This window comes from Streptomyces sp. NBC_00306, assembly GCF_036169555.1.
GTDB classification, from domain to species: domain Bacteria; phylum Actinomycetota; class Actinomycetes; order Streptomycetales; family Streptomycetaceae; genus Streptomyces; species Streptomyces achmelvichensis.
The window spans coordinates 5,577,766-5,594,327 of record NZ_CP108032.1 but is presented as its reverse complement, the minus strand read 5'-3'; the positions used below and the strand labels follow the sequence as shown (position 1 = coordinate 5,594,327).

17 protein-coding genes are annotated in these 16,562 nt (G+C 71.5%); 8 read left to right on the top strand and 9 right to left on the bottom strand.

What is annotated here, in order from left to right; translation table 11 throughout:
- Nucleotides 1–99 precede the first annotated feature (99 nt).
- Nucleotides 100–1,089 carry an ArsR/SmtB family transcription factor gene (locus OHA05_RS25135; protein WP_328861776.1) on the top strand — a complete coding sequence of 330 codons (990 nt, stop codon included), beginning with the start codon at nt 100–102 and terminating at the stop codon, nt 1,087–1,089.
- 13 nt (nt 1,090–1,102) lie between these two features.
- On the opposite strand, the gene OHA05_RS25130 is transcribed toward OHA05_RS25135, so the two are convergent.
- From OHA05_RS25130 to OHA05_RS25110, 5 genes are all read right to left on the bottom strand, one after another.
- On the bottom strand, nt 1,103–1,735 hold the full coding sequence (locus tag OHA05_RS25130; protein ID WP_328861775.1) for a TetR/AcrR family transcriptional regulator: 633 nt from the start codon (nt 1,733–1,735) through the stop codon (nt 1,103–1,105).
- On the bottom strand, nt 1,732–2,412 hold the full coding sequence (locus tag OHA05_RS25125) for a DUF4166 domain-containing protein (RefSeq protein ID WP_313944028.1): 681 nt from the start codon (nt 2,410–2,412) through the stop codon (nt 1,732–1,734). The genes OHA05_RS25130 and OHA05_RS25125 overlap by 4 nt, the downstream gene beginning before the upstream one ends.
- A complete protein-coding gene (locus tag OHA05_RS25120; protein ID WP_328861774.1) occupies nt 2,409–3,113 on the bottom strand; it encodes a hypothetical protein in 705 nt (234 codons plus the stop codon). The genes OHA05_RS25125 and OHA05_RS25120 overlap by 4 nt, the downstream gene beginning before the upstream one ends.
- Nucleotides 3,114–3,307: 194 nt before the next feature.
- Complete coding sequence (locus tag OHA05_RS25115; protein WP_313944030.1) at nt 3,308–3,601, bottom strand: MTH1187 family thiamine-binding protein; 294 nt, start codon at nt 3,599–3,601, stop codon at nt 3,308–3,310.
- Nucleotides 3,598–3,942 (bottom strand): DUF3817 domain-containing protein, encoded by a 345-nt coding sequence (locus tag OHA05_RS25110; RefSeq protein WP_327680083.1) that lies wholly within the window; start codon nt 3,940–3,942, stop codon nt 3,598–3,600. The genes OHA05_RS25115 and OHA05_RS25110 overlap by 4 nt, the downstream gene beginning before the upstream one ends.
- A 175-nt stretch (nt 3,943–4,117) precedes the next feature.
- On the opposite strand from OHA05_RS25110, the gene OHA05_RS25105 reads away from it, so the two are divergent.
- The 4 genes from OHA05_RS25105 to OHA05_RS25090 all read left to right on the top strand — a co-directional run bounded on the left by OHA05_RS25105 (nt 4,118) and on the right by OHA05_RS25090 (nt 6,781).
- Complete coding sequence (locus OHA05_RS25105) at nt 4,118–4,750, top strand: AIM24 family protein (RefSeq protein WP_313948864.1); 633 nt, start codon at nt 4,118–4,120, stop codon at nt 4,748–4,750.
- Complete coding sequence (locus OHA05_RS25100; RefSeq protein ID WP_328861773.1) at nt 4,750–5,400, top strand: AIM24 family protein; 651 nt, start codon at nt 4,750–4,752, stop codon at nt 5,398–5,400. The genes OHA05_RS25105 and OHA05_RS25100 overlap by 1 nt, the downstream gene beginning before the upstream one ends.
- Nucleotides 5,397–6,176 (top strand): AIM24 family protein, encoded by a 780-nt coding sequence (locus tag OHA05_RS25095; protein ID WP_328861772.1) that lies wholly within the window; start codon nt 5,397–5,399, stop codon nt 6,174–6,176. Before OHA05_RS25100 ends, OHA05_RS25095 begins: the two co-directional genes overlap by 4 nt.
- 128 nt (nt 6,177–6,304) lie before the next feature.
- Nucleotides 6,305–6,781, top strand: coding sequence for a MarR family winged helix-turn-helix transcriptional regulator (locus tag OHA05_RS25090; protein ID WP_313944034.1), 477 nt, complete (start codon nt 6,305–6,307; stop codon nt 6,779–6,781).
- Between the two features lie 8 nt (nt 6,782–6,789).
- Here OHA05_RS25090 and OHA05_RS25085 read toward each other — a convergent pair whose 3' ends face one another.
- Together OHA05_RS25085 and OHA05_RS25080 are read right to left on the bottom strand one after the other, a co-directional pair.
- Entirely contained in the window at nt 6,790–8,208 is a 1,419-nt protein-coding gene (locus tag OHA05_RS25085) for a sensor histidine kinase (RefSeq protein WP_328861771.1), read from the bottom strand.
- Complete coding sequence (locus OHA05_RS25080) at nt 8,205–8,870, bottom strand: response regulator transcription factor (RefSeq protein WP_313944036.1); 666 nt, start codon at nt 8,868–8,870, stop codon at nt 8,205–8,207. Before OHA05_RS25080 ends, OHA05_RS25085 begins: the two co-directional genes overlap by 4 nt.
- A gap of 114 nt (nt 8,871–8,984) precedes the next feature.
- Between OHA05_RS25080 and OHA05_RS25075 the strand changes: the two genes are divergently transcribed.
- The gene (locus tag OHA05_RS25075) at nt 8,985–9,635 is read left to right on the top strand and encodes a PepSY domain-containing protein (protein ID WP_328861770.1); all 651 of its coding nucleotides are present in this window, start codon (nt 8,985–8,987) and stop codon (nt 9,633–9,635) included.
- Nucleotides 9,636–9,740: 105 nt separating this feature from the next.
- Here the strand turns inward: OHA05_RS25075 and meaB are convergent, their stop codons facing one another.
- A complete protein-coding gene (gene meaB, locus OHA05_RS25070; RefSeq protein WP_313944038.1) occupies nt 9,741–10,697 on the bottom strand; it encodes a methylmalonyl Co-A mutase-associated GTPase MeaB in 957 nt (318 codons plus the stop codon).
- A gap of 30 nt (nt 10,698–10,727) precedes the next feature.
- A complete protein-coding gene (locus OHA05_RS25065) occupies nt 10,728–11,930 on the bottom strand; it encodes an acetyl-CoA C-acetyltransferase (RefSeq protein WP_313944039.1) in 1,203 nt (400 codons plus the stop codon).
- Between the two features lie 146 nt (nt 11,931–12,076).
- Between OHA05_RS25065 and mce the strand changes: the two genes are divergently transcribed.
- Together mce and scy are read left to right on the top strand one after the other, a co-directional pair.
- Nucleotides 12,077–12,505: a methylmalonyl-CoA epimerase gene (gene mce, locus OHA05_RS25060; RefSeq protein WP_313944040.1), complete on the top strand. Its 429-nt coding sequence runs from the start codon at nt 12,077–12,079 to the stop codon at nt 12,503–12,505.
- Between the two features lie 166 nt (nt 12,506–12,671).
- Nucleotides 12,672–16,505, top strand: a complete 3,834-nt coding sequence (gene scy, locus OHA05_RS25055) for a polarized growth protein Scy (RefSeq protein WP_328861769.1) — start codon at nt 12,672–12,674, stop codon at nt 16,503–16,505.
- Nucleotides 16,506–16,562 lie beyond the last annotated feature (57 nt).

The window sequence follows — 16,562 nt, the reverse complement described above, 5'->3', positions numbered from 1 at the left end:
GAGGGCGGCGGGAGAGAGGGACGAGTCATGGGCGCAGCCTGCCGACCCTCTGCGCCCGGCCCTAGACTTTCGGCAGCAGCCGAATCTTCAGGAGCCGTCATGCCGTCCGCCATGCACTTCCGGGAGGCGGACCTCCTGCGCATCCGGTTCGCCGTGTCACCGCTCTGGGAGACGCACGAGGCCGTACGCACCCTCAAGCGCCCCGACCGGCACGGCTACCACCTGCCCTGGCTCGCCCGGATCCGGCGGGACGCCGCACGGCTCGATCTCTCCGCCCTGTGGCTGCTGATGCCCCGTCGCGGACACGCCCCCGACTTCCTCGGGCCGCCGCCCATCGGCCCCGCCGCGTCCTTCGGCGAGGAGATCGCCGCCGTACGGGCCGCGGATCCCGAGTCCGCCCGCCAGGACATGGCGTGGTCGCTGGCCTGCACCCCCGGCGCAGCCGAGTCGCCCGCGGGCCGGGCGCTGCTCGCCGATCCCGCCCGAGCGGTCCACGAGCTCGCCGACCGCCTGGAGGAGGCGTGGCACGTCCTGGTCGAGCCCGAATGGCCCCGGCTGCGCACGCTGCTGGAGGCCGATGTGGCCTTCCACTCGCGCCGGCTCGCCGACACCGGCATCGAGGGCCTGTTCGCCGATCTGCACCCCCGGCTGCGGTGGGCGGACGGCACGCTGACGCTGGAGAAGAGCTCGGACCATGTGCGCCATCTCGACGGCCAGGGACTGATGCTGCTGCCCAGCGTCTTCTGCTGGCCGGACGTCGTGACCGGCTTCGAACCGCCCTGGCAGCCGACCGTCGCCTACCCGGCACGCGGGATCGGCGCCCTGTGGACGGAGCCCGCGGCGAGCACACCGGACGCGCTGGCCCGGCTGCTCGGCCCCAAGCGGGCGTCCGTGCTCGTGGCCCTGGACGAGCCCGCCGGGACGAGTGCACTCGCGCACCGGCTGGGTCTCGCGCCCTCGTCCGTCTCCGCGCATCTGTCGGTGCTGCGGGACGCGGGCCTGCTGACCTCACGCCGCTACGGCCACCAGGTCCTCTACGAGCGGACCCCGCTCGGCATCGCCCTGACGGCCACGCAGCCCGGCGCCTGAACCCGGGCCGTGCTCAACGGCGGGTGGAGCGCCGCAGCTTGTGCCGGACGGCGCGCTGGGCCACCGGACCGAGCTCGTCGAGGGCGGCCGCCAGGACCGTGAGCTGCTCCAGGGCGGCCAGCGCACGCTCCGCGCCGCCCGGGTCGACGCCCTCGTACAGTTCGAGACCCACGAACGACGCGGCGACCGCGCGCGCGAGGCCCACCGGGTCGGCGAACTCCCCGAGCGGAGATGCCGCGAGGACCCTGACCAGTACCTTCTCGATCTCGGCGATCCACAGCTCCAGGCCCGCGGCGGTGGCGGGCGCGAGGCGCGGCTGGGTCTGTGCTCCGGCGAGCAGCTGGCCGAGGACCGCGACATGGCCTCCGGACCGTTCCTCGGCGTGCATCTCGCGCCCGAACACGAGGAGTTCGGTCAGCGTGCCGATCTCACCGAGCCGTTCGCGGTAGCGGGACACCCGCTGCTCCGCGCCGTGACGGCAGGCCGCGGCGAGCAGGTCGTCGACAGAGCCGAAGTGGTAGAAGACGAGCGCCTGGTTGACTCCGGCGGCGGCGGCGATGGAGCGGGCGGAGGTCTTGGCGATGCCCTGCTCGGTGAGCGTGCGCAGCGCGCCCTCCAGCAGCTTCTCCTTGGTCTCCTGGCTCACGCCCGTATCTCCTCGCGTACCGGGCGCAGCCCGGCGCGCACCCCGTGCGAGCGTACGTCGACGTACTCGGCCGTGAACGAGCCCTCGTAGCCGAAGAGCGGCCCGAAGCGGCGGTTGGTCACCCGCACCCGGATACGGAAGCGGCCGGTGGCGTCGTCGTAGGACTCGCGCACTTCCGCGTCGCCGCCGATCAGTTCGGGAACCCGCAGGTCCACCGGCCCCTCGCGGAAGCGGTGTTCGCCGGAGCGGATGAGCAGTGAGCCGTCGGGCTCGGCGAAGAGGCGCAGATCGCTGGCGAGATGCTGGTGCGTGCCGAGATAGTCGACGATGCGGTCGCCCGACGGGGCGGCGATCATCGTCGCGTCGAAGCGGCGCGGTCCGCCGGGCAGGGCGAAGGTCCGGACGAAGGTGACGGTCTCCCGGCCGTAGCTGTCGGCGTACGGGAAGTTCTCGATGGTGAAGGGGACGCCGCGACCCGTGCGCGGCACCAGGATGTTGCGGCTGCCGCCCAGGGACAGGAACGGTTTGACGAAGCCGCGGCCGTGCCAGATACGGTCCATCACCCCCCGTCCGACGCACGCTTCACCGGACGCGAGTCCGACGGAGAAGCGGCGCTGGAGCTGCGGGTGGAGCCGGCCGAAGTCGTCGCCCATGACGGTGCGGAAGATCGAGCTCATGCGTGCTCCAGGGTGTTCGTCAGCTCCAGGGAGCCGAGGAGGGCGGGAGCGGCCGCCGGTCCCGGCGGGGTGCGCAGACAGCGGCGGGCTGCCGGAGTGCTGGGCGAGGGCGGCAGGACGACTGCCATGACGGCGGCCGCGATTCCCGCGAGGGGGTCCAGCGACAGGGCTATCCCGGCGGCGAGCCCCCGGACGCCGAGGTCGGCGAGTGCGTGGACCAGTGCGCGTTCGGGGGTGATGCCCCGCTCGCACCACAGCCGCAGCCGGTCGAAGGACCAGGCGGTCGCCCATCCCATGAGCGGACGGAAGACGAGGCGGTCCGCGACGCGGCCCAACCGGCCCCAGCGCGGGCGGTAGTCGTAGCCGGTGAGGAAGCGCACGCCGTCGGCCGTCGGGACGTAACGCCAGTAGCCGCTCCCCTCCTTCAGCAGCGAGAGGGGGTGCGGCGAGGCGAACCGGAGTGCGGAGACGCGGTCGCCGGCCCGGTGGCGCTCCCCCGCGGAGACACCGGTGCCGGCGACGGTCAGCCAGGGCAGGACGCGGGTCGCGTACCGGAAGCGCTGCGGCTCTCCCGGACGGCGCGGCAGATGGTCGATCTCGGTGAAGCGCAGGTCCCACCGCTGGTGTTGCGCGGGCTCCTGGGTGCGCTCCCAGAGCGTCTCCAGCTCCACGCGTATGCACGTCTCGATGTACAGCCTCATGCCGAACCCCCGCACCGCCGACCCTTTTGAGCGATCGCTCAAAAGGAAGGTAGCAAGGATTTGAGCAGTCGCTCAACCCTCCCTCGGTCACGAGACCCGCACGGGAACCCGCCCCGGGCACGAGAAAGCCCCCGGCTAGGAGCCGGGGGCTGACGCGAAGAAGAGATGACGCAAAGAGAGAGGGAGGGCGGGGATCAGGCGGACAGATGCCGTTCCACCGTCGCGACCTTGGAGGTGAGACCGTCCTCGACGCCGGGCCGGATGTCGGCCTTGAGGACCAGGGAGACGCGCGGCGCACGGGCCTCGACGGCGGCGACGGCGCGCTTGACCACGTCCATCACCTCGTCCCACTCACCTTCCACCGAGGTGAACATGGCGTCCGTGCGGTGGGGCAGGCCCGATGCGCGGACCACCCGCACGGCGTCGGCGACGTACTCCCCGACGTCCTCACCCACGCCCAGCGGCGTGACGGAGAACGCGACGATCATGCGCTGACCCCGTCCTCGCGGCGGGCGCGAGAGGCGATGACGGCGTCGTCGGCCGCGCGCCGCAGCTTGCGCTCGGCGTAGAAGCCGCCGAAGGGCAATACGGAGAGGACGAAGTAGAGGGCCGCCGTCTTCAGGTCCCACTTGGTGCGGTTCCAGGCGTCCAGCCAGAAGAGCACGTAGAGGATGAAGAGCACACCGTGGATCGCGCCCATGACCGGGACCGCGTTGAACTCCGTCGTGCGCTTGAGAACAGAGCAGACGAGCAGCAGGAGGAAGGAGATGGCCTCCGGCGCGGAGACCAGGCGGAGACGGTGGAGTGACGAGGCGGTCTTGATGTCCACGGGGGCACCTTCGATGGGAGGGGCGGCAGTGATCTTGTGAACGCGCTCACAAGCGCTGCACCATTGTGGCAGCTCACTTTGCCAAGGCTTTGTCCGGGGGTCCGTCCAGGAGTCCGGGATCTTCCCTCGGGCCCTGTTCGTCCAGCCCACGTCCGGTTAACGTCGCTCCGTGGCAATGTTCCGGCTCCAAGGGAGCAAAGTGCTCGCGGTCGACATGACCGGCGACGCCGTCAAAGCGAAGAACGGCTCGATGGTCGCCTACGACGGCCAGATGGCGTTCAAGAAGATGTCCGGCGGCGGTGAGGGCATACGCGGGATGGTCACCCGCCGCCTCACCGGCGAACAGATGGTCGTGATGGAGGTGAGGGGCCAGGGCACCTGCTACTTCGCCGACCGCGCGTCCGAGATCAACCTCGTGAACCTGCACGGCGACAAGCTCTTCGTCGAGTCGAGCAATCTGCTCTGCACGGACGGGGGCCTGCGCACCGGGACCAGCTTCACCGGTCTGCGCGGCGGGGCGACGGGCAACGGCCTGTTCACCACCACCGTCGAGGGCACCGGCCAGGCCGCGATCATGTCGGACGGCCCGGCGGTGGTCCTGCGGGTGACACCGCAGTACCCGCTCGCGGTCGACCCCGGCGCGTACATCGCCCACCAGGGCAACCTCCAGCAGAACTTCCAGTCGGGTGTGACCTTCCGCACCTTTCTCGGCGAGGGCGGCGGCGAGGCCTTCCAGATCCGCTTCGAGGGCGACGGACTCGTCTACGTCCAGCCCAGCGAGCGGAACACCATCGGGGGCGACGTCTGATGCCGTTCCGTGAGATCAACTCCAAGATGGTCGAGGCGACTGTCGCCCCGGGCCAGAAGATGTTCAGCCAGCGCGGCGCGATGCTCGCGTACCGGGGCGAGGTCAGCTTCACGCCGAACATGCAGGGCGGCCAGGGCGGCCTGATGTCGATGATCGGCCGGCGCGTGGCCAACGAGGCGACGCCGCTGATGACGGTCGAGGGCAACGGCACCGTGATGTTCGGCCACGGCGGCCATCACATCCAGGTCATCCAGCTCACCGGCGACACTCTCTACGTCGAGGCCGACCGGCTGCTCGCGTTCGACGGCACCCTCCAGCAGGGCACGATGTTCATGGGCTCACAGGGCGGGGTCATGGGCATGGTCCGCGGCCAGGTGAGCGGTCAGGGTCTGTTCACCACGACGCTCAAGGGCCACGGCGCCGTCGCGGTGATGGCGCACGGCGGCGTGATCGAGCTGCCGATCATCCCCGGGCGGGCGGTCCATGTGGACCCGCAGGCGTATGTGGCTCACCACGGCGACGTACGCAACAAACTCTCCACCGCGCTGGGCTGGCGCGACATGGTGGGGCGCGGCTCGGGCGAGGCGTTCCAGCTGGAACTGAGCGGCAGTGGCGCGGTGTACGTCCAGGCGTCGGAGGAGAAGCTGTGAGCACCCCGGTGGTTTTCGACCCGATGACGCTGCCGAGCGACGACAACGTCAACGCGTACACGTTCTGCGTGGAGCTCAAGGGCAGCCAGTGGTTCCTGCAGAAGGGGAAGATGATCGCCTACTACGGGCGCATCGACTTCAACGGCATCGGTCACGGCCGGCTCGACCGGCTGATGCGGACCTCGTTCCACTCGCCGCTGCACGCGAGCGACTGGGTGGTGGCCGAGGGCAGCGGAAAGATGCTGCTCGCCGACCGCGCCTTCGACGTGAACTCCTTCGACCTGGACAACGGCAATCTGACGATCCGGTCCGGCAATCTGCTCGCCTACGAGCCGACGCTGGCACTGAAGCAGTCGATCGTGCCGGGCTTCCTGACGCTGATCGGAACCGGGAAGTTCGTCGCCGCGTCCAACGGACCCGTGGTCTTCATGGAGCCTCCGCTCCGGGTGGACCCGCAGGCGCTGGTGGGCTGGGCCGACTGCCCCTCCCCCTGCCACCACTACGACCACGGCTATATGACCGGCGTGATGGGAGGCCTGCGCGCGATGACCGGGATCGGCGGTGCCTCCGGTGAGGAGCACCAGTTCGAGTTCATCGGGGCGGGCACGGTGCTGCTCCAGTCGACCGAGATGCTGATGGCGGAGACGGCGACCGGTGGGGTGCCGCACCAGGCGGGGGTGCCGGGCGGCCACGGCGGAGGGACCCCAGGTCAACCGGGGGCCACCCCCCGTCTCCCCGGTCAGCTGGGGGATCTCCAGCGTCGCTTCGGCCTGTGAGCGGTAGTCTGCGGAGTGTGACGTCGAACGTCTGCACCCACCGTGCGCTGCGCCTTTCGTGTACCGGGTGCCCGGCGTCACAGCTCCACAATTCGTCCGTCTTTCAACTTCTTAGGTAGAATCCATATATGGAGACCGAGACGGCCACCCGCTGGCTGACCGATGACGAGCAGTGCGCCTGGCGCACGCACCTGGACGTCAGCCGACTGCTGATGCACCAGCTCGAGAAGGACCTCCAGCCGTTCGGCCTGACCAACAACGACTACGAGATCCTGGTCAACCTCTCCGAGTCACCGGACAGGCGTATGCGGATGAGCGATCTGGCGGCTGCCACGCTCCAGTCCAAGAGCCGCCTCTCCCACCAGATCACGCGTATGGAGAGCGCGGGCCTGGTCCGCCGGGAGAACTGCGAGTCCGACCGCCGCGGGCTGTACGCGGTGCTCACCGACCAGGGCACCGAGACCATGCAGAAGGTCGCGCCGCACCATGTCGCGTCCGTACGCAAGCACTTCATCGATCTACTGACACCGGAGGCGCTCGCGGAGCTGCGGGCGTCCCTCTCGCCGGTGGCCGACCACCTGCGCGGCCGGCGCGGCAAGGCGTAAGCGGGGTACTACGCGGCGGGCAGGCGGAGCTCGAAGAGCGCGCCGCCCGCCGCGGCCCGGCCCAGCTCCAGCGTTCCGCCGTGGCGCACCGCCACATCGCGCGCGATGGCGAGCCCGAGGCCCGCGCCGCCCTCGTCCCTGCTGCGGGCGTCGTCGAGGCGCACGAACCGCTCGAAGATCCGCTCCCGTTCGCTGTCGGGGACCCCGTCGCCGTCGTCCGCGACACTGAGCACCACCTGACGCCCCTGCCGGGTCACCGAGGCGCTGACCGAAGTACGCGCGTGCCGCTGGGCGTTGTCCAGGAGATTGCCCAGCACCCGCGCCAACTGGCCGCGCGATCCGGTCACTTCGAGCCCCTCACCGGCCTCCACCACCACCGCGATCCGGTCACCCGTCCGCTGTGACGTCTCCTCGCGCACCAGCGCGGCCAGGTCCAGCCGGGTGTTCCCGGGCCGCTCCCCCGCGTCCAGCCGGGCCAGCAGCAGCAGATCGGCGGCGAGCTGCTGAAGCCGCACGGTGTCCTCCACCGCGCCCGGCACATCCAGCAACTCCGGGTGCGCCACGCCCACTTCGAGCTGGGTGCGCAGCGAGGCGATGGGGCTGCGCAGCTCGTGCGAGGCGTCCGCGACGAAAGCCCGCTGCCGCTGGACGGAGGCCTCCAGCGCGGCCAGCGTCTCGTTGGTCGTCCGGGCCAGCCGAGCGACCTCGTCCCGCGAGCCGGGCTCCGGCACGCGCCGGGAGAGATCCTCGGACGCCGTGATGGCCGCCATCTCGCTCCGGATGCCCTCGACCGGCTGAAGGGCGCGACGGGTCACCAGCCAGGTCACCCCGCCGACGACGACCAGCAGCAATGGCAGCCCGACCAGCATGGCTTCGCGCACGGTGTTCACGGCGTCCTGCTCGGGAGCCAGCGGTGCGCCCGCGTAGACGGTGAGCGTGAGACCGTCGCCGTTCGCCGCCTCGACCGCGGCGAACCGGTACTCGGCGCTCTCGCCGTCCACCGTGGCGCTGCCCGTGCTGAACCGCGGCTCGGCGCTCGACACCTCTCCCGGGCGCGGATCGTCGTCCTGCTCCTGCCCGTCGTCATCGTCGTCGCCGGGGGGCGGCTGGACGGCACCCTGGGGCTTCACCTGGCCGGTCGCGGTGCCGGAGATGCTCTCCAGCCCTTCGCTCACCGCCCGTACCCGGCCCTTCTCGTCGACGATCTGCACCGGCCGCTCGTCACCGTCGGGCAGGTCGAGCCGGTCGAGCGCCGTGCCCAGGGCGACCTGGGACGCCGTCTCGCGGGCCGCGACCTCGGCCTGGAGATCCGTCTGGTCGATGAGGTTGGTCCGCAGCACGAGGAGGACGGAGACTCCGGCGGCGATCAGGGCGACCGCGACGACCAGCGTGGCGCCCAGAGCGGCCCGCGCCCGCACCGACCTCATGTCGTGGCCACCAGACGGTAGCCCGCGCCGCGCACGGTCTGGATGCGCTCGGCACCGAGCTTGCGGCGCAGCGAACTGATGTAGACCTCGATGATGTTGGGATCGCCCTCGTAGGCGAAGTCCCAGACGTGCTCCAGGATCTGCGCCTTGCTCACCACATCCCCCGCGCGCACGGCGAGCTGCTCCAGAACGGCGAACTCCTTGGCGGTGAGCGAGGCTTCCTCCGTACCGCGGAAGACCCGGCGGGCCGCTGTCTCCACCCGCAGATCGCCGACGCTCAGGACGGGCGAACCGGCGGCCGGACCGCGGCGGCGGAGCAGGGCCTTGATCCTCGCGACGAGGACCACGTACGAGAAGGGCTTGGTCAGGTAGTCGTCGGCACCGGTGTCGAGTCCCTCGGCCTCGTCGTACTCACCGTCCTTGGCCGTGAGCATCAGGATCGGGACGTCGTGGCCCGCGGCGCGCAGCGCCCCGCAGACGCGGTAGCCGTTCATGCCGGGCAGCATGATGTCGAGGACGACGAGGTCGTAGTCGCCCTCCGAGGCCCGGTGGAGCCCCTCCAGACCGTCGTGGACCACGTCCACGGCATAGCCCTCGGCCGTCAGTCCCCTGGCCAGGGACAGAGCGAGCCGCTTCTCGTCCTCCACGATCAGCAAACGCATGTCCCCAGGGTCGCGCACCGAAGCTGAAGAACCCTTCAGGTGGCTTCAGCTCGGGTTCAGCATCACCCGAGGAGATTGGTTCCCGTCGCAACCAACCGATCCTAAGGACACCCCATGAAGCGCAAGATCCTGATTTCCGCAGTGGCCGTGGCGGCCCTGGTCGGCGGCGGCACCTACACCGCGGTCGCCGCGTCGGCCGACGACGCCGCGCCCACGTCGAAGGTCACCGTCTCCGAAGCGGTGGACGCGGCGTTGCAGAAGGCCCCGGGCACGGTGGAGTCGGCCGGCACGGACGACGACGCGGGCGTCTGGGAGGTCGACGTGCAGGGCAAGAACGGCGACGACCGCGAGGTGACGGTGGACGCGTCGGGCAAGGCGTCCGCGGCCCAGGACGACAAGGGCGACGACGACCGGTCCGACGACAGCGGGTCCGACGACGCGGCCGAGCGCAAGGCCCTGAGTGCGGCGAAGGTCGATGCCGAGCAGGCGAGCACGGCGGCGCTGGAGTTCCGCCCGGGCACGGTCACGGAGGTCGAGTTCGACGACGGTCACTGGGAGGTCGACGTCCGCGGCAAGGACGGGGCGTCGCACGACGTGACGGTGGACGCGACGACGGGCAAGGCGTCCGCGGCCCAGGACGACAACGCCAAGGACACCGACGACGCCGACTCCAAGAACGACAAGGACGACAAGGACGACAAGGCAAACAGCGCGTCGGACGACGGCACTTCGAAGGACAAGGCCGACGACGGCTCGGACGACTGACCCGGTACGGCCTCCGGTCGTTTCCTCGGTCGCCGGCGGGGCTTGAGCGCGGGGGCCCCGCCGGCGGCCGAGGCACGTCGTCCCACGGCCCCGCACATCGACCCGTCAGGACTCCGTGAGACCCGCGACCAGTTCGTCCGCCGCCGTGTACGGGTCCAGTTCACCCGCCACGATCCGCTCCGCCAGCGCCCCCAGCCGGCGGTCACCGTGCAGATCACCGATCCGCTCGCGCAGGCGGGTGACCGCGATCGTCTCGACCTCGCCCGCCGCACGGCGGGCCCTGCGCTCGGTCAGGACCCCGTGCTCCTCCATCCAGGCGCGGTGCTTCTCCAGCGCCTCGACGACCTCGTCCATGCCTTCGCCCCGGGCCGCGACCGTCTTCACGATCGGCGGGCGCCAGTCGCCCGGCCCCCGGGCCTCACCGAGTCCCAGCATGTGGTTGAGCTCGCGGGCCGTCGCGTCCGCGCCGTCCCGGTCCGCCTTGTTGACGACGTAGACGTCGCCGATCTCCAGGATGCCCGCCTTCGCCGCCTGGATGCCGTCGCCCATCCCGGGCGCGAGCAGCACCACCGAGGTGTCGGCCTGCGAGGCGATCTCGACCTCGGACTGGCCCACACCGACGGTCTCCACCAGGATCACGTCGCAGCCGGCGGCGTCCAGCACCCGGATCGCCTGCGGCGCCGCCCAGGCCAGCCCGCCGAGGTGGCCGCGGGTGGCCATCGAACGGATGTAGACACCGGGGTCGGAGGCGTGGTCCGACATCCGGACCCGGTCACCGAGCAACGCACCGCCGGAGAAGGGCGAGGAGGGGTCGACCGCCAGCACGCCGACCCGCTTCCCCGCCCGCCGGTAGGCGGTCACCAGCGCGGAGGTGGAGGTGGACTTGCCGACGCCGGGCGAGCCCGTCAGGCCGACGACATACGCACCGCCGGCCAGCGGTGCCAGCGCCGCCATCACCTCGCGCAACTGCGGGGACGCCCCCTCCACCAGCGAGATCAGCCGGGCCACCGCCCTCGGCCGGCCCTCCCTCGCCTGGGCGACGAGCTGGGGGACGTCCACCATTGCCGTGCTCCTTCTCTCGACTTGCCCGGCCTACTTCGACGGCACGCGGACGATCAGCGCGTCACCCTGTCCGCCGCCGCCGCACAGCGCGGCCGCACCCACGCCGCCGCCCCGCCGCCGCAGCTCCAGCGCCAGGTGGAGCACCACGCGCGCGCCGGACATGCCGATGGGGTGGCCGAGGGCGATCGCACCGCCGTTGACGTTCACCTTTTCCGGGGATACCCCAAGATCCTTCATTGACTGCACGGCGACCGCGGCGAACGCCTCGTTGATCTCGATGAGGTCCAGGTCGGAGACCTCGAGACCGTCCTTCTTCAGGGCGTGCGCGATCGCGTTGGCGGGCTGCGACTGGAGGGAGTTGTCCGGCCCGGCCACGTTGCCGTGGGCGCCGATCTCCGCGATCCACTCCAGGCCGAGCTCCTCGGCCTTGGCCTTGCTCATCACGACGACCGCCGCCGCACCGTCGGAGATCTGCGAGGAGGTACCGGCCGTGATCGTGCCGTCCTTGGCGAAGGCGGGGCGCAGCTTGCTCAGCGACTCCACCGTCGTCTCGCCGCGGATGCCCTCGTCCTTGGCGAAGACGACCGGCTCGCCCTTGCGCTGCGGGATCTCGACGGGCGTGATCTCCGCCTCGAAGATGCCGTTCTTCTGCGCGGCGGCGGCGCGCTGGTGGGACAGTGCCGCGATCTCGTCCTGCGCCGGGCGCTCGATACCGAGGCGGGTGTTGTGCTTCTCGGTCGACTCACCCATGGCGACGTTCTCGAAGGAGTCGGTCAGACCGTCGTACGCCATGGCGTCGAGCATCTCGACGGCGCCGTACTTGTAGCCCTCGCGGGACTTCGGCAGCAGATGCGGCGCGTTGGTCATGGACTCCTGGCCGCCGGCGACGACGACGTCGAACTCGCCGGCGCGGATCAGCTGGTCCGCCAGCGCGATGGCGTCGAGGCCGGAGAGACAGACCTTGTTGATGGTGAGCGCGGGAACGCTCATCGGGATGCCGGCCTTGACCGCGGCCTGGCGTGCCGGGATCTGCCCCGCGCCGGCCTGCAGCACCTGGCCCATGATCACGTACTGCACCTGGTCACCGCCGATGCCCGCGCGGTCCAGCGCCGCCTTGATGGCGAAGCCGCCGAGGTCGGCACCGGAGAAGGACTTGAGTGAGCCGAGCAGACGCCCCATGGGCGTACGGGCGCCCGCGACGATCACCGAGGTGGTACCGGTCGTTCCAGACATGAGACAGGATCCCCTTTCAGCACGGGGCTGAGGAGTGAACGAGGGTTTACCTCAATGTACTGAGCGGTACTGCTCCGGGTCATCGGCCGACCGGTGTGATCGCGCGCACGTTGCGTAACCACCGCACCTGGCGCTGCACTGGGGGAATGCTGACGCGAATCGACCACATCGGGATTGCCTGCTTCGACCTCGACAAGACCGTCGAGTTCTACCGGGCCACCTACGGCTTCGAGGTCTTCCACACGGAGGTCAACGAGGAGCAGGGCGTGCGGGAAGCCATGCTCAAGATCAACGAGACGTCCGACGGCGGCGCCTCCTACCTCCAGCTCCTGGAGCCCACCCGGGAGGACTCCGCGGTGGGAAAGTGGCTGGCCAAGAACGGTGAGGGGGTGCACCACATCGCCTTCGGCACCGCCGACGTCGACGGGGACGCCCAGGCCGTCCGCGACAAGGGTGTGCGTGTTCTCTACGACGAGCCGCGTATCGGCTCCATGGGCTCCCGTATCACTTTTCTCCACCCCAAGGACTGCCACGGCGTGCTGACCGAACTCGTCACCTCTGCAACGGAGCACTGACCGCTGGATTCCCGGCCCGGTAGAGTGGGCGATTCCGGGCCGGGGCCGGGTCGGGGCCGCGCCGCGTTCCCTCCGTTGATCTGTCACCATTCCCCGGGGGGCCGTTCGCCGGCGAACGGTGCTCGTTTGGAGAGAGTTGCGACCAGGGGACGGATGGGACCGCGCAGTGCGGGGCTACGAACGCCAGGAGAGCCACCGAGCTGACGACGACCACCTCTCGCGGTTCGAAGCCGAGATGGACCGGCTGAAGACCGAGCGGGAGAAGGCCGTCCAGCACGCCGAAGACCTCGGCTACCAGGTCGAGGTGTTGCGCGCCAAGCTCCACGAGGCGCGACGCAGTCTCGCCTCCCGTCCGGCGTACGACAATGCGGACATCGGCTACCAGGCCGAGCAGTTGCTCCGGAACGCGCAGATCCAGGCGGATCAGCTCAGGACGGACGCCGAGCGCGAACTGCGCGACGTCCGCGCCCAGACGCAGCGCATCCTCCAGGAGCACGCCGAGCACCAGGCCCGTCTCCAGGCCGAGCTGCACACCGAGGCGAACCAGCGCCGGCAGCGCCTGGACCAGGAGCTTGCCGAGCGCCGTCAGACCGTCGAGGCGCACGTCAACGAGAACGTCGCCTGGGCCGAGCAGCTGCGCGCCCGCACCGAGGCCCAGGCCCGCCGGCTCCTCGAGGAGTCCCGCGCCGAGGCCGAGAAGTCGCTGGCCGCCGCCCGCGCGGAGGCCGCCCGGGTCGCCGAGGAGGCCGGCCGGCGCCTCGGCTCCGAGGCCGAGTCGGCCCGCTCGGAGGCCGAGGCGATCCTGCTGCGCGCCCGCAAGGACGCCGAACGGCTGCTGAACGCCGCGTCCAACCAGGCGCAGGAGGCCACCAGCCACGCCGAGCAGCTGCGGACCTCCACCACCGCCGAGTCCGACCAGGCTCGCCAGCAGGCCGCCGAGCTGAGCCGCTCCGCGGAACAGCGGATACAGGAGGCCGAGGAGAAGCTGCGCGAGTCCCGCGCGGAGGCCGAGAAGCTGGTCGCCGAGGCCAAGGACGCGGCGGCGAAGCAGCTGGCGTCCGCCGATTCGGTCAACGAGCAGCGCACCCGTACGGCCAAGGCCGAGATCGCCCGGCTGGTCGCCGAGGCCACCACCGAGTCCGAGGCGCTCAAGGCGGACGCCGAGCAGGCACTCGCCGACGCCCGCGCGGAGGCCGAGAAGGTCGTCGCCGCCGCCGCGGAGAAGGCCCGCACATCCGTGGCGGAGGACTCCGCCGCCCAGCTCGCGAAGGCGGCGCGTACCGCCGAGGAGGTCCTGACCAAGGCCTCCGACGACGCCCGGGAGACCACCCGCAAGGCGGGCGAGGAGGCCGAGCGGATCCGCCGCGAGGCCGAGGCCGAGGCGGACCGGCTGCGCGGCGAGGCCGCCGAGCAGGCCGACCAGCTCAAGGGCGCGGCCAAGGACGACACCAAGGAGTACCGCGCCAAGACCGTCGAGCTGCAGGAGGAGGCGCGCCGGCTGCGCGGCGAGGCCGAGCAGCTGCGCGCCGAAGCCGTCGCCGAGGGCGAGCGCATCCGCGGCGAGGCCCGCCGGGAGGCCGTGCAGCAGATCGAGGAGGGGGCCAGTACCGCCGAGGATCTGCTCACCAAGGCCCGCGCGGACGCCGACGAACTGCGCTCCGGCGCGAGCAGCGACAGCGAGCGCGTACGCACCGAGGCCATCGAGCGCGCGACGACGCTGCGCCGGCAGGCCGAGGAGACCCTGGAGCGCACCCGCGCCGAGGCCGAGCGGCTGCGGGTGGAGGCGGAGGAGCAGGCGGACTCCGTCCGGGCCGCGGCCGAGCAGGCCGCCGAGGCCGTGCGCGAGGAGACCGAGCGGGGGGTCGCGGCCCGTCAGGAGGAGGCCGCCGACGAACTGCGGCGTCTGCACACCGAGGCCGAATCCCGCCTGGCTTCCGCCGAGCAGAATCTGACCGACTCGCGTGCCGAGGGCGAGCGCATCCGCCGCGAGGCCGCCGAGGAGACCGAGCGGCTGCGCACCGAGGCCGCCGAGCGGATCCGCACCCTCCAGGCCCAGGCCGAGCAGGAGGCCGAGCGGCTGCGCACCGAAGCCGCGGCCGACGCCTCCACGACCCGTGCCGAGGCCGAGAACATCGCCGTACGGCTGCGCAGCGACGCCGCGAGCGAGGCCGAGCGGCTCAAGAACGAGGCGCAGGACACCGCCGACCGGCTGCGTGCCGAGGCGGCCGCCGCCGCCGACCGGGTGGGCGCCGAGGCCGCCGAGGCACTCGGCGCGGCCCAGGAGGAGGCCGTACGCCGCCGTCGTGAGGCGGAGGAGATCCTCGAGTCCGCGCGCGGCGAGGCGGACCGGGAGCGCGAGCGCGCCCGCGAGCAGAGCGAGGAACTCCTCGCGTCCGCCCGCAAGCGCGTCGAGGAGGCGCAGACCGAGGCGCACCGGCTCGTCGAGGAGGCCGACCGCCGTGCGACCGAGATGGTCGCCGCGGCCGAGCAGACCGCCAAGCAGGTACGCGACTCCGTCCAGGGGCTGCACGAGCAGGCCGAGCAGGAGATCACCGGCCTGCGGTCGGCCGCCGAGCACGCGGCGGAGCGCACCAGGTCCGAGGCGCAGGACGAGGCGGACCGTGTCCGTACCGACGCGCACGCCGAGCGCGAGCGCGCGGCCGAGGACGCGGCCCGGCTGCGGACACGGGCCCAGGAGGAGACCGACGCGGCGAACTCGCTCGCCGAACGGACCGTCACCGAAGCGATCACCGAGTCGGACCGGCTGCGGGCCGACACCCAGGAGTACGTCCAGCGGATGCGGACGGAGGCGTCGGACGCCGTCGCCTCCGCCGAGCAGGACGCGGCCCGCGCACGCGCCGAGGCGCGCGAGGACGCCAACCGCATCCGTTCCGAGGCGGCCGCCCAGGCGGACCGTCTGATCGGCGAGGCGACGAGCGAGTCGGAGCGGGTACGTTCCGAGAGCGACGGCATCCTCGACGAGGCACGGCAGGCCGCCGACAAGCGCCGGGCGGACGCCGCCGAGCAGGCCGACCAGCTCATCAACGAGGCGGCCGGCGAGGCGGAGCGGCTGCGCGCCGAGGCGGCGGAGACGGTGGGCTCGGCCCAGCAGGCCGCCGAGCGCATCCGGGCCGAGGCGCAGAACCTCAAGGCGGAGGCCGAGGCCGAGGCCGAGCGCATGCGCAACGAGGCCCGCGACGAGGCCGACCGGACCGTCGACGAGGCACGCGAGGCTTCGGCGAAGCGCCGGGCGGACGCCGCCGAACAGGCCGACCAGCTCATCAACAAGGCCCAGGAAGAGGCGCTGCGCGCCGCGCTGGAGGCCGAGGAGCAGGCCGACACGATGGTCGGCGCGGCCCGCACCGAGGCCGACCGGCTGGTCGCCGAGGCGACCGTCGAGGGCAACTCCCGGGTGGAGAAGGCCCGGACGGACGCCGACGAACTGCTCGTCGGCGCACGCCGGGACGCCGCCGCCATAAGGGAGCGCGCCGAGGAGCTGCGCACCCGCATCGAGGCCGAGATCGACGAGCTGCACGAGCGGGCGCGGCGTGAGACGTCCGAGCAGATGAAGACGGCGGGCGAGCGCGTCGACCAGCTGGTGAAGGCGGCCACGGAGCAGCAGGCCGAGGCCGAGGCGAAGGCCAAGGAGCTGGTGTCCGAGGCCAATTCGGAGGCCGGCAAGGTCCGTATCGCCGCGGTGAAGAAGGCCGAGGGCCTCCTGAAGGAGGCCGAGCAGAAGAAGGCCGAGCTGACCCGTGAGGCGGAGCGGATCAAGGCGGACGCGGAGGCCGAGGCCGAGCGTCTGGTCGGCGAGGGCCAGCGTGAGCTCGATGTGCTGGTGCGCCGGCGCGAGGACATTCAGGCCGAGATTTCCCGTGTCCAGGACGTACTCGAGGCGTTGGAGTCTTTCGAGGCGCCCGGCGGGGGCAAGGACGGGGGCGTCAAAGCGGGTGCAACAGCGGGGGTTACACGTTCGAGTGGCAAGTCCCACGAGAGCTAGCCACTCAAAAGGCTGGACATTCTCCAGATCAAACGGGCATCCACTCGATGACACGCC

Bases quoted from the DNA above. Each gene is read 5' to 3' on its own strand.
- OHA05_RS25105 (WP_313948864.1), top strand. From the start codon at position 4,118: ATGTTCCGGCTCCAAGGGAGCAAAGTGCTCGCGGTCGACATGACCGGC.
- OHA05_RS25065 (WP_313944039.1), bottom strand. From the start codon at position 11,930: ATGTCTGGAACGACCGGTACCACCTCGGTGATCGTCGCGGGCGCCCGT.
- OHA05_RS25080 (WP_313944036.1), bottom strand. From the start codon at position 8,870: ATGCGTTTGCTGATCGTGGAGGACGAGAAGCGGCTCGCTCTGTCCCTG.
- OHA05_RS25115 (WP_313944030.1), bottom strand. From the start codon at position 3,601: ATGATCGTCGCGTTCTCCGTCACGCCGCTGGGCGTGGGTGAGGACGTC.
- OHA05_RS25125 (WP_313944028.1), bottom strand. From the start codon at position 2,412: ATGAGCTCGATCTTCCGCACCGTCATGGGCGACGACTTCGGCCGGCTC.
- OHA05_RS25135 (WP_328861776.1), top strand. From the start codon at position 100: ATGCCGTCCGCCATGCACTTCCGGGAGGCGGACCTCCTGCGCATCCGG.
- mce (WP_313944040.1), top strand. From the start codon at position 12,077: ATGCTGACGCGAATCGACCACATCGGGATTGCCTGCTTCGACCTCGAC.
- OHA05_RS25075 (WP_328861770.1), top strand. From the start codon at position 8,985: ATGAAGCGCAAGATCCTGATTTCCGCAGTGGCCGTGGCGGCCCTGGTC.
- meaB (WP_313944038.1), bottom strand. From the start codon at position 10,697: ATGGTGGACGTCCCCCAGCTCGTCGCCCAGGCGAGGGAGGGCCGGCCG.
- OHA05_RS25100 (WP_328861773.1), top strand. From the start codon at position 4,750: ATGCCGTTCCGTGAGATCAACTCCAAGATGGTCGAGGCGACTGTCGCC.
- OHA05_RS25090 (WP_313944034.1), top strand. From the start codon at position 6,305: ATGGAGACCGAGACGGCCACCCGCTGGCTGACCGATGACGAGCAGTGC.
- OHA05_RS25085 (WP_328861771.1), bottom strand. From the start codon at position 8,208: ATGAGGTCGGTGCGGGCGCGGGCCGCTCTGGGCGCCACGCTGGTCGTC.
- OHA05_RS25120 (WP_328861774.1), bottom strand. From the start codon at position 3,113: ATGAGGCTGTACATCGAGACGTGCATACGCGTGGAGCTGGAGACGCTC.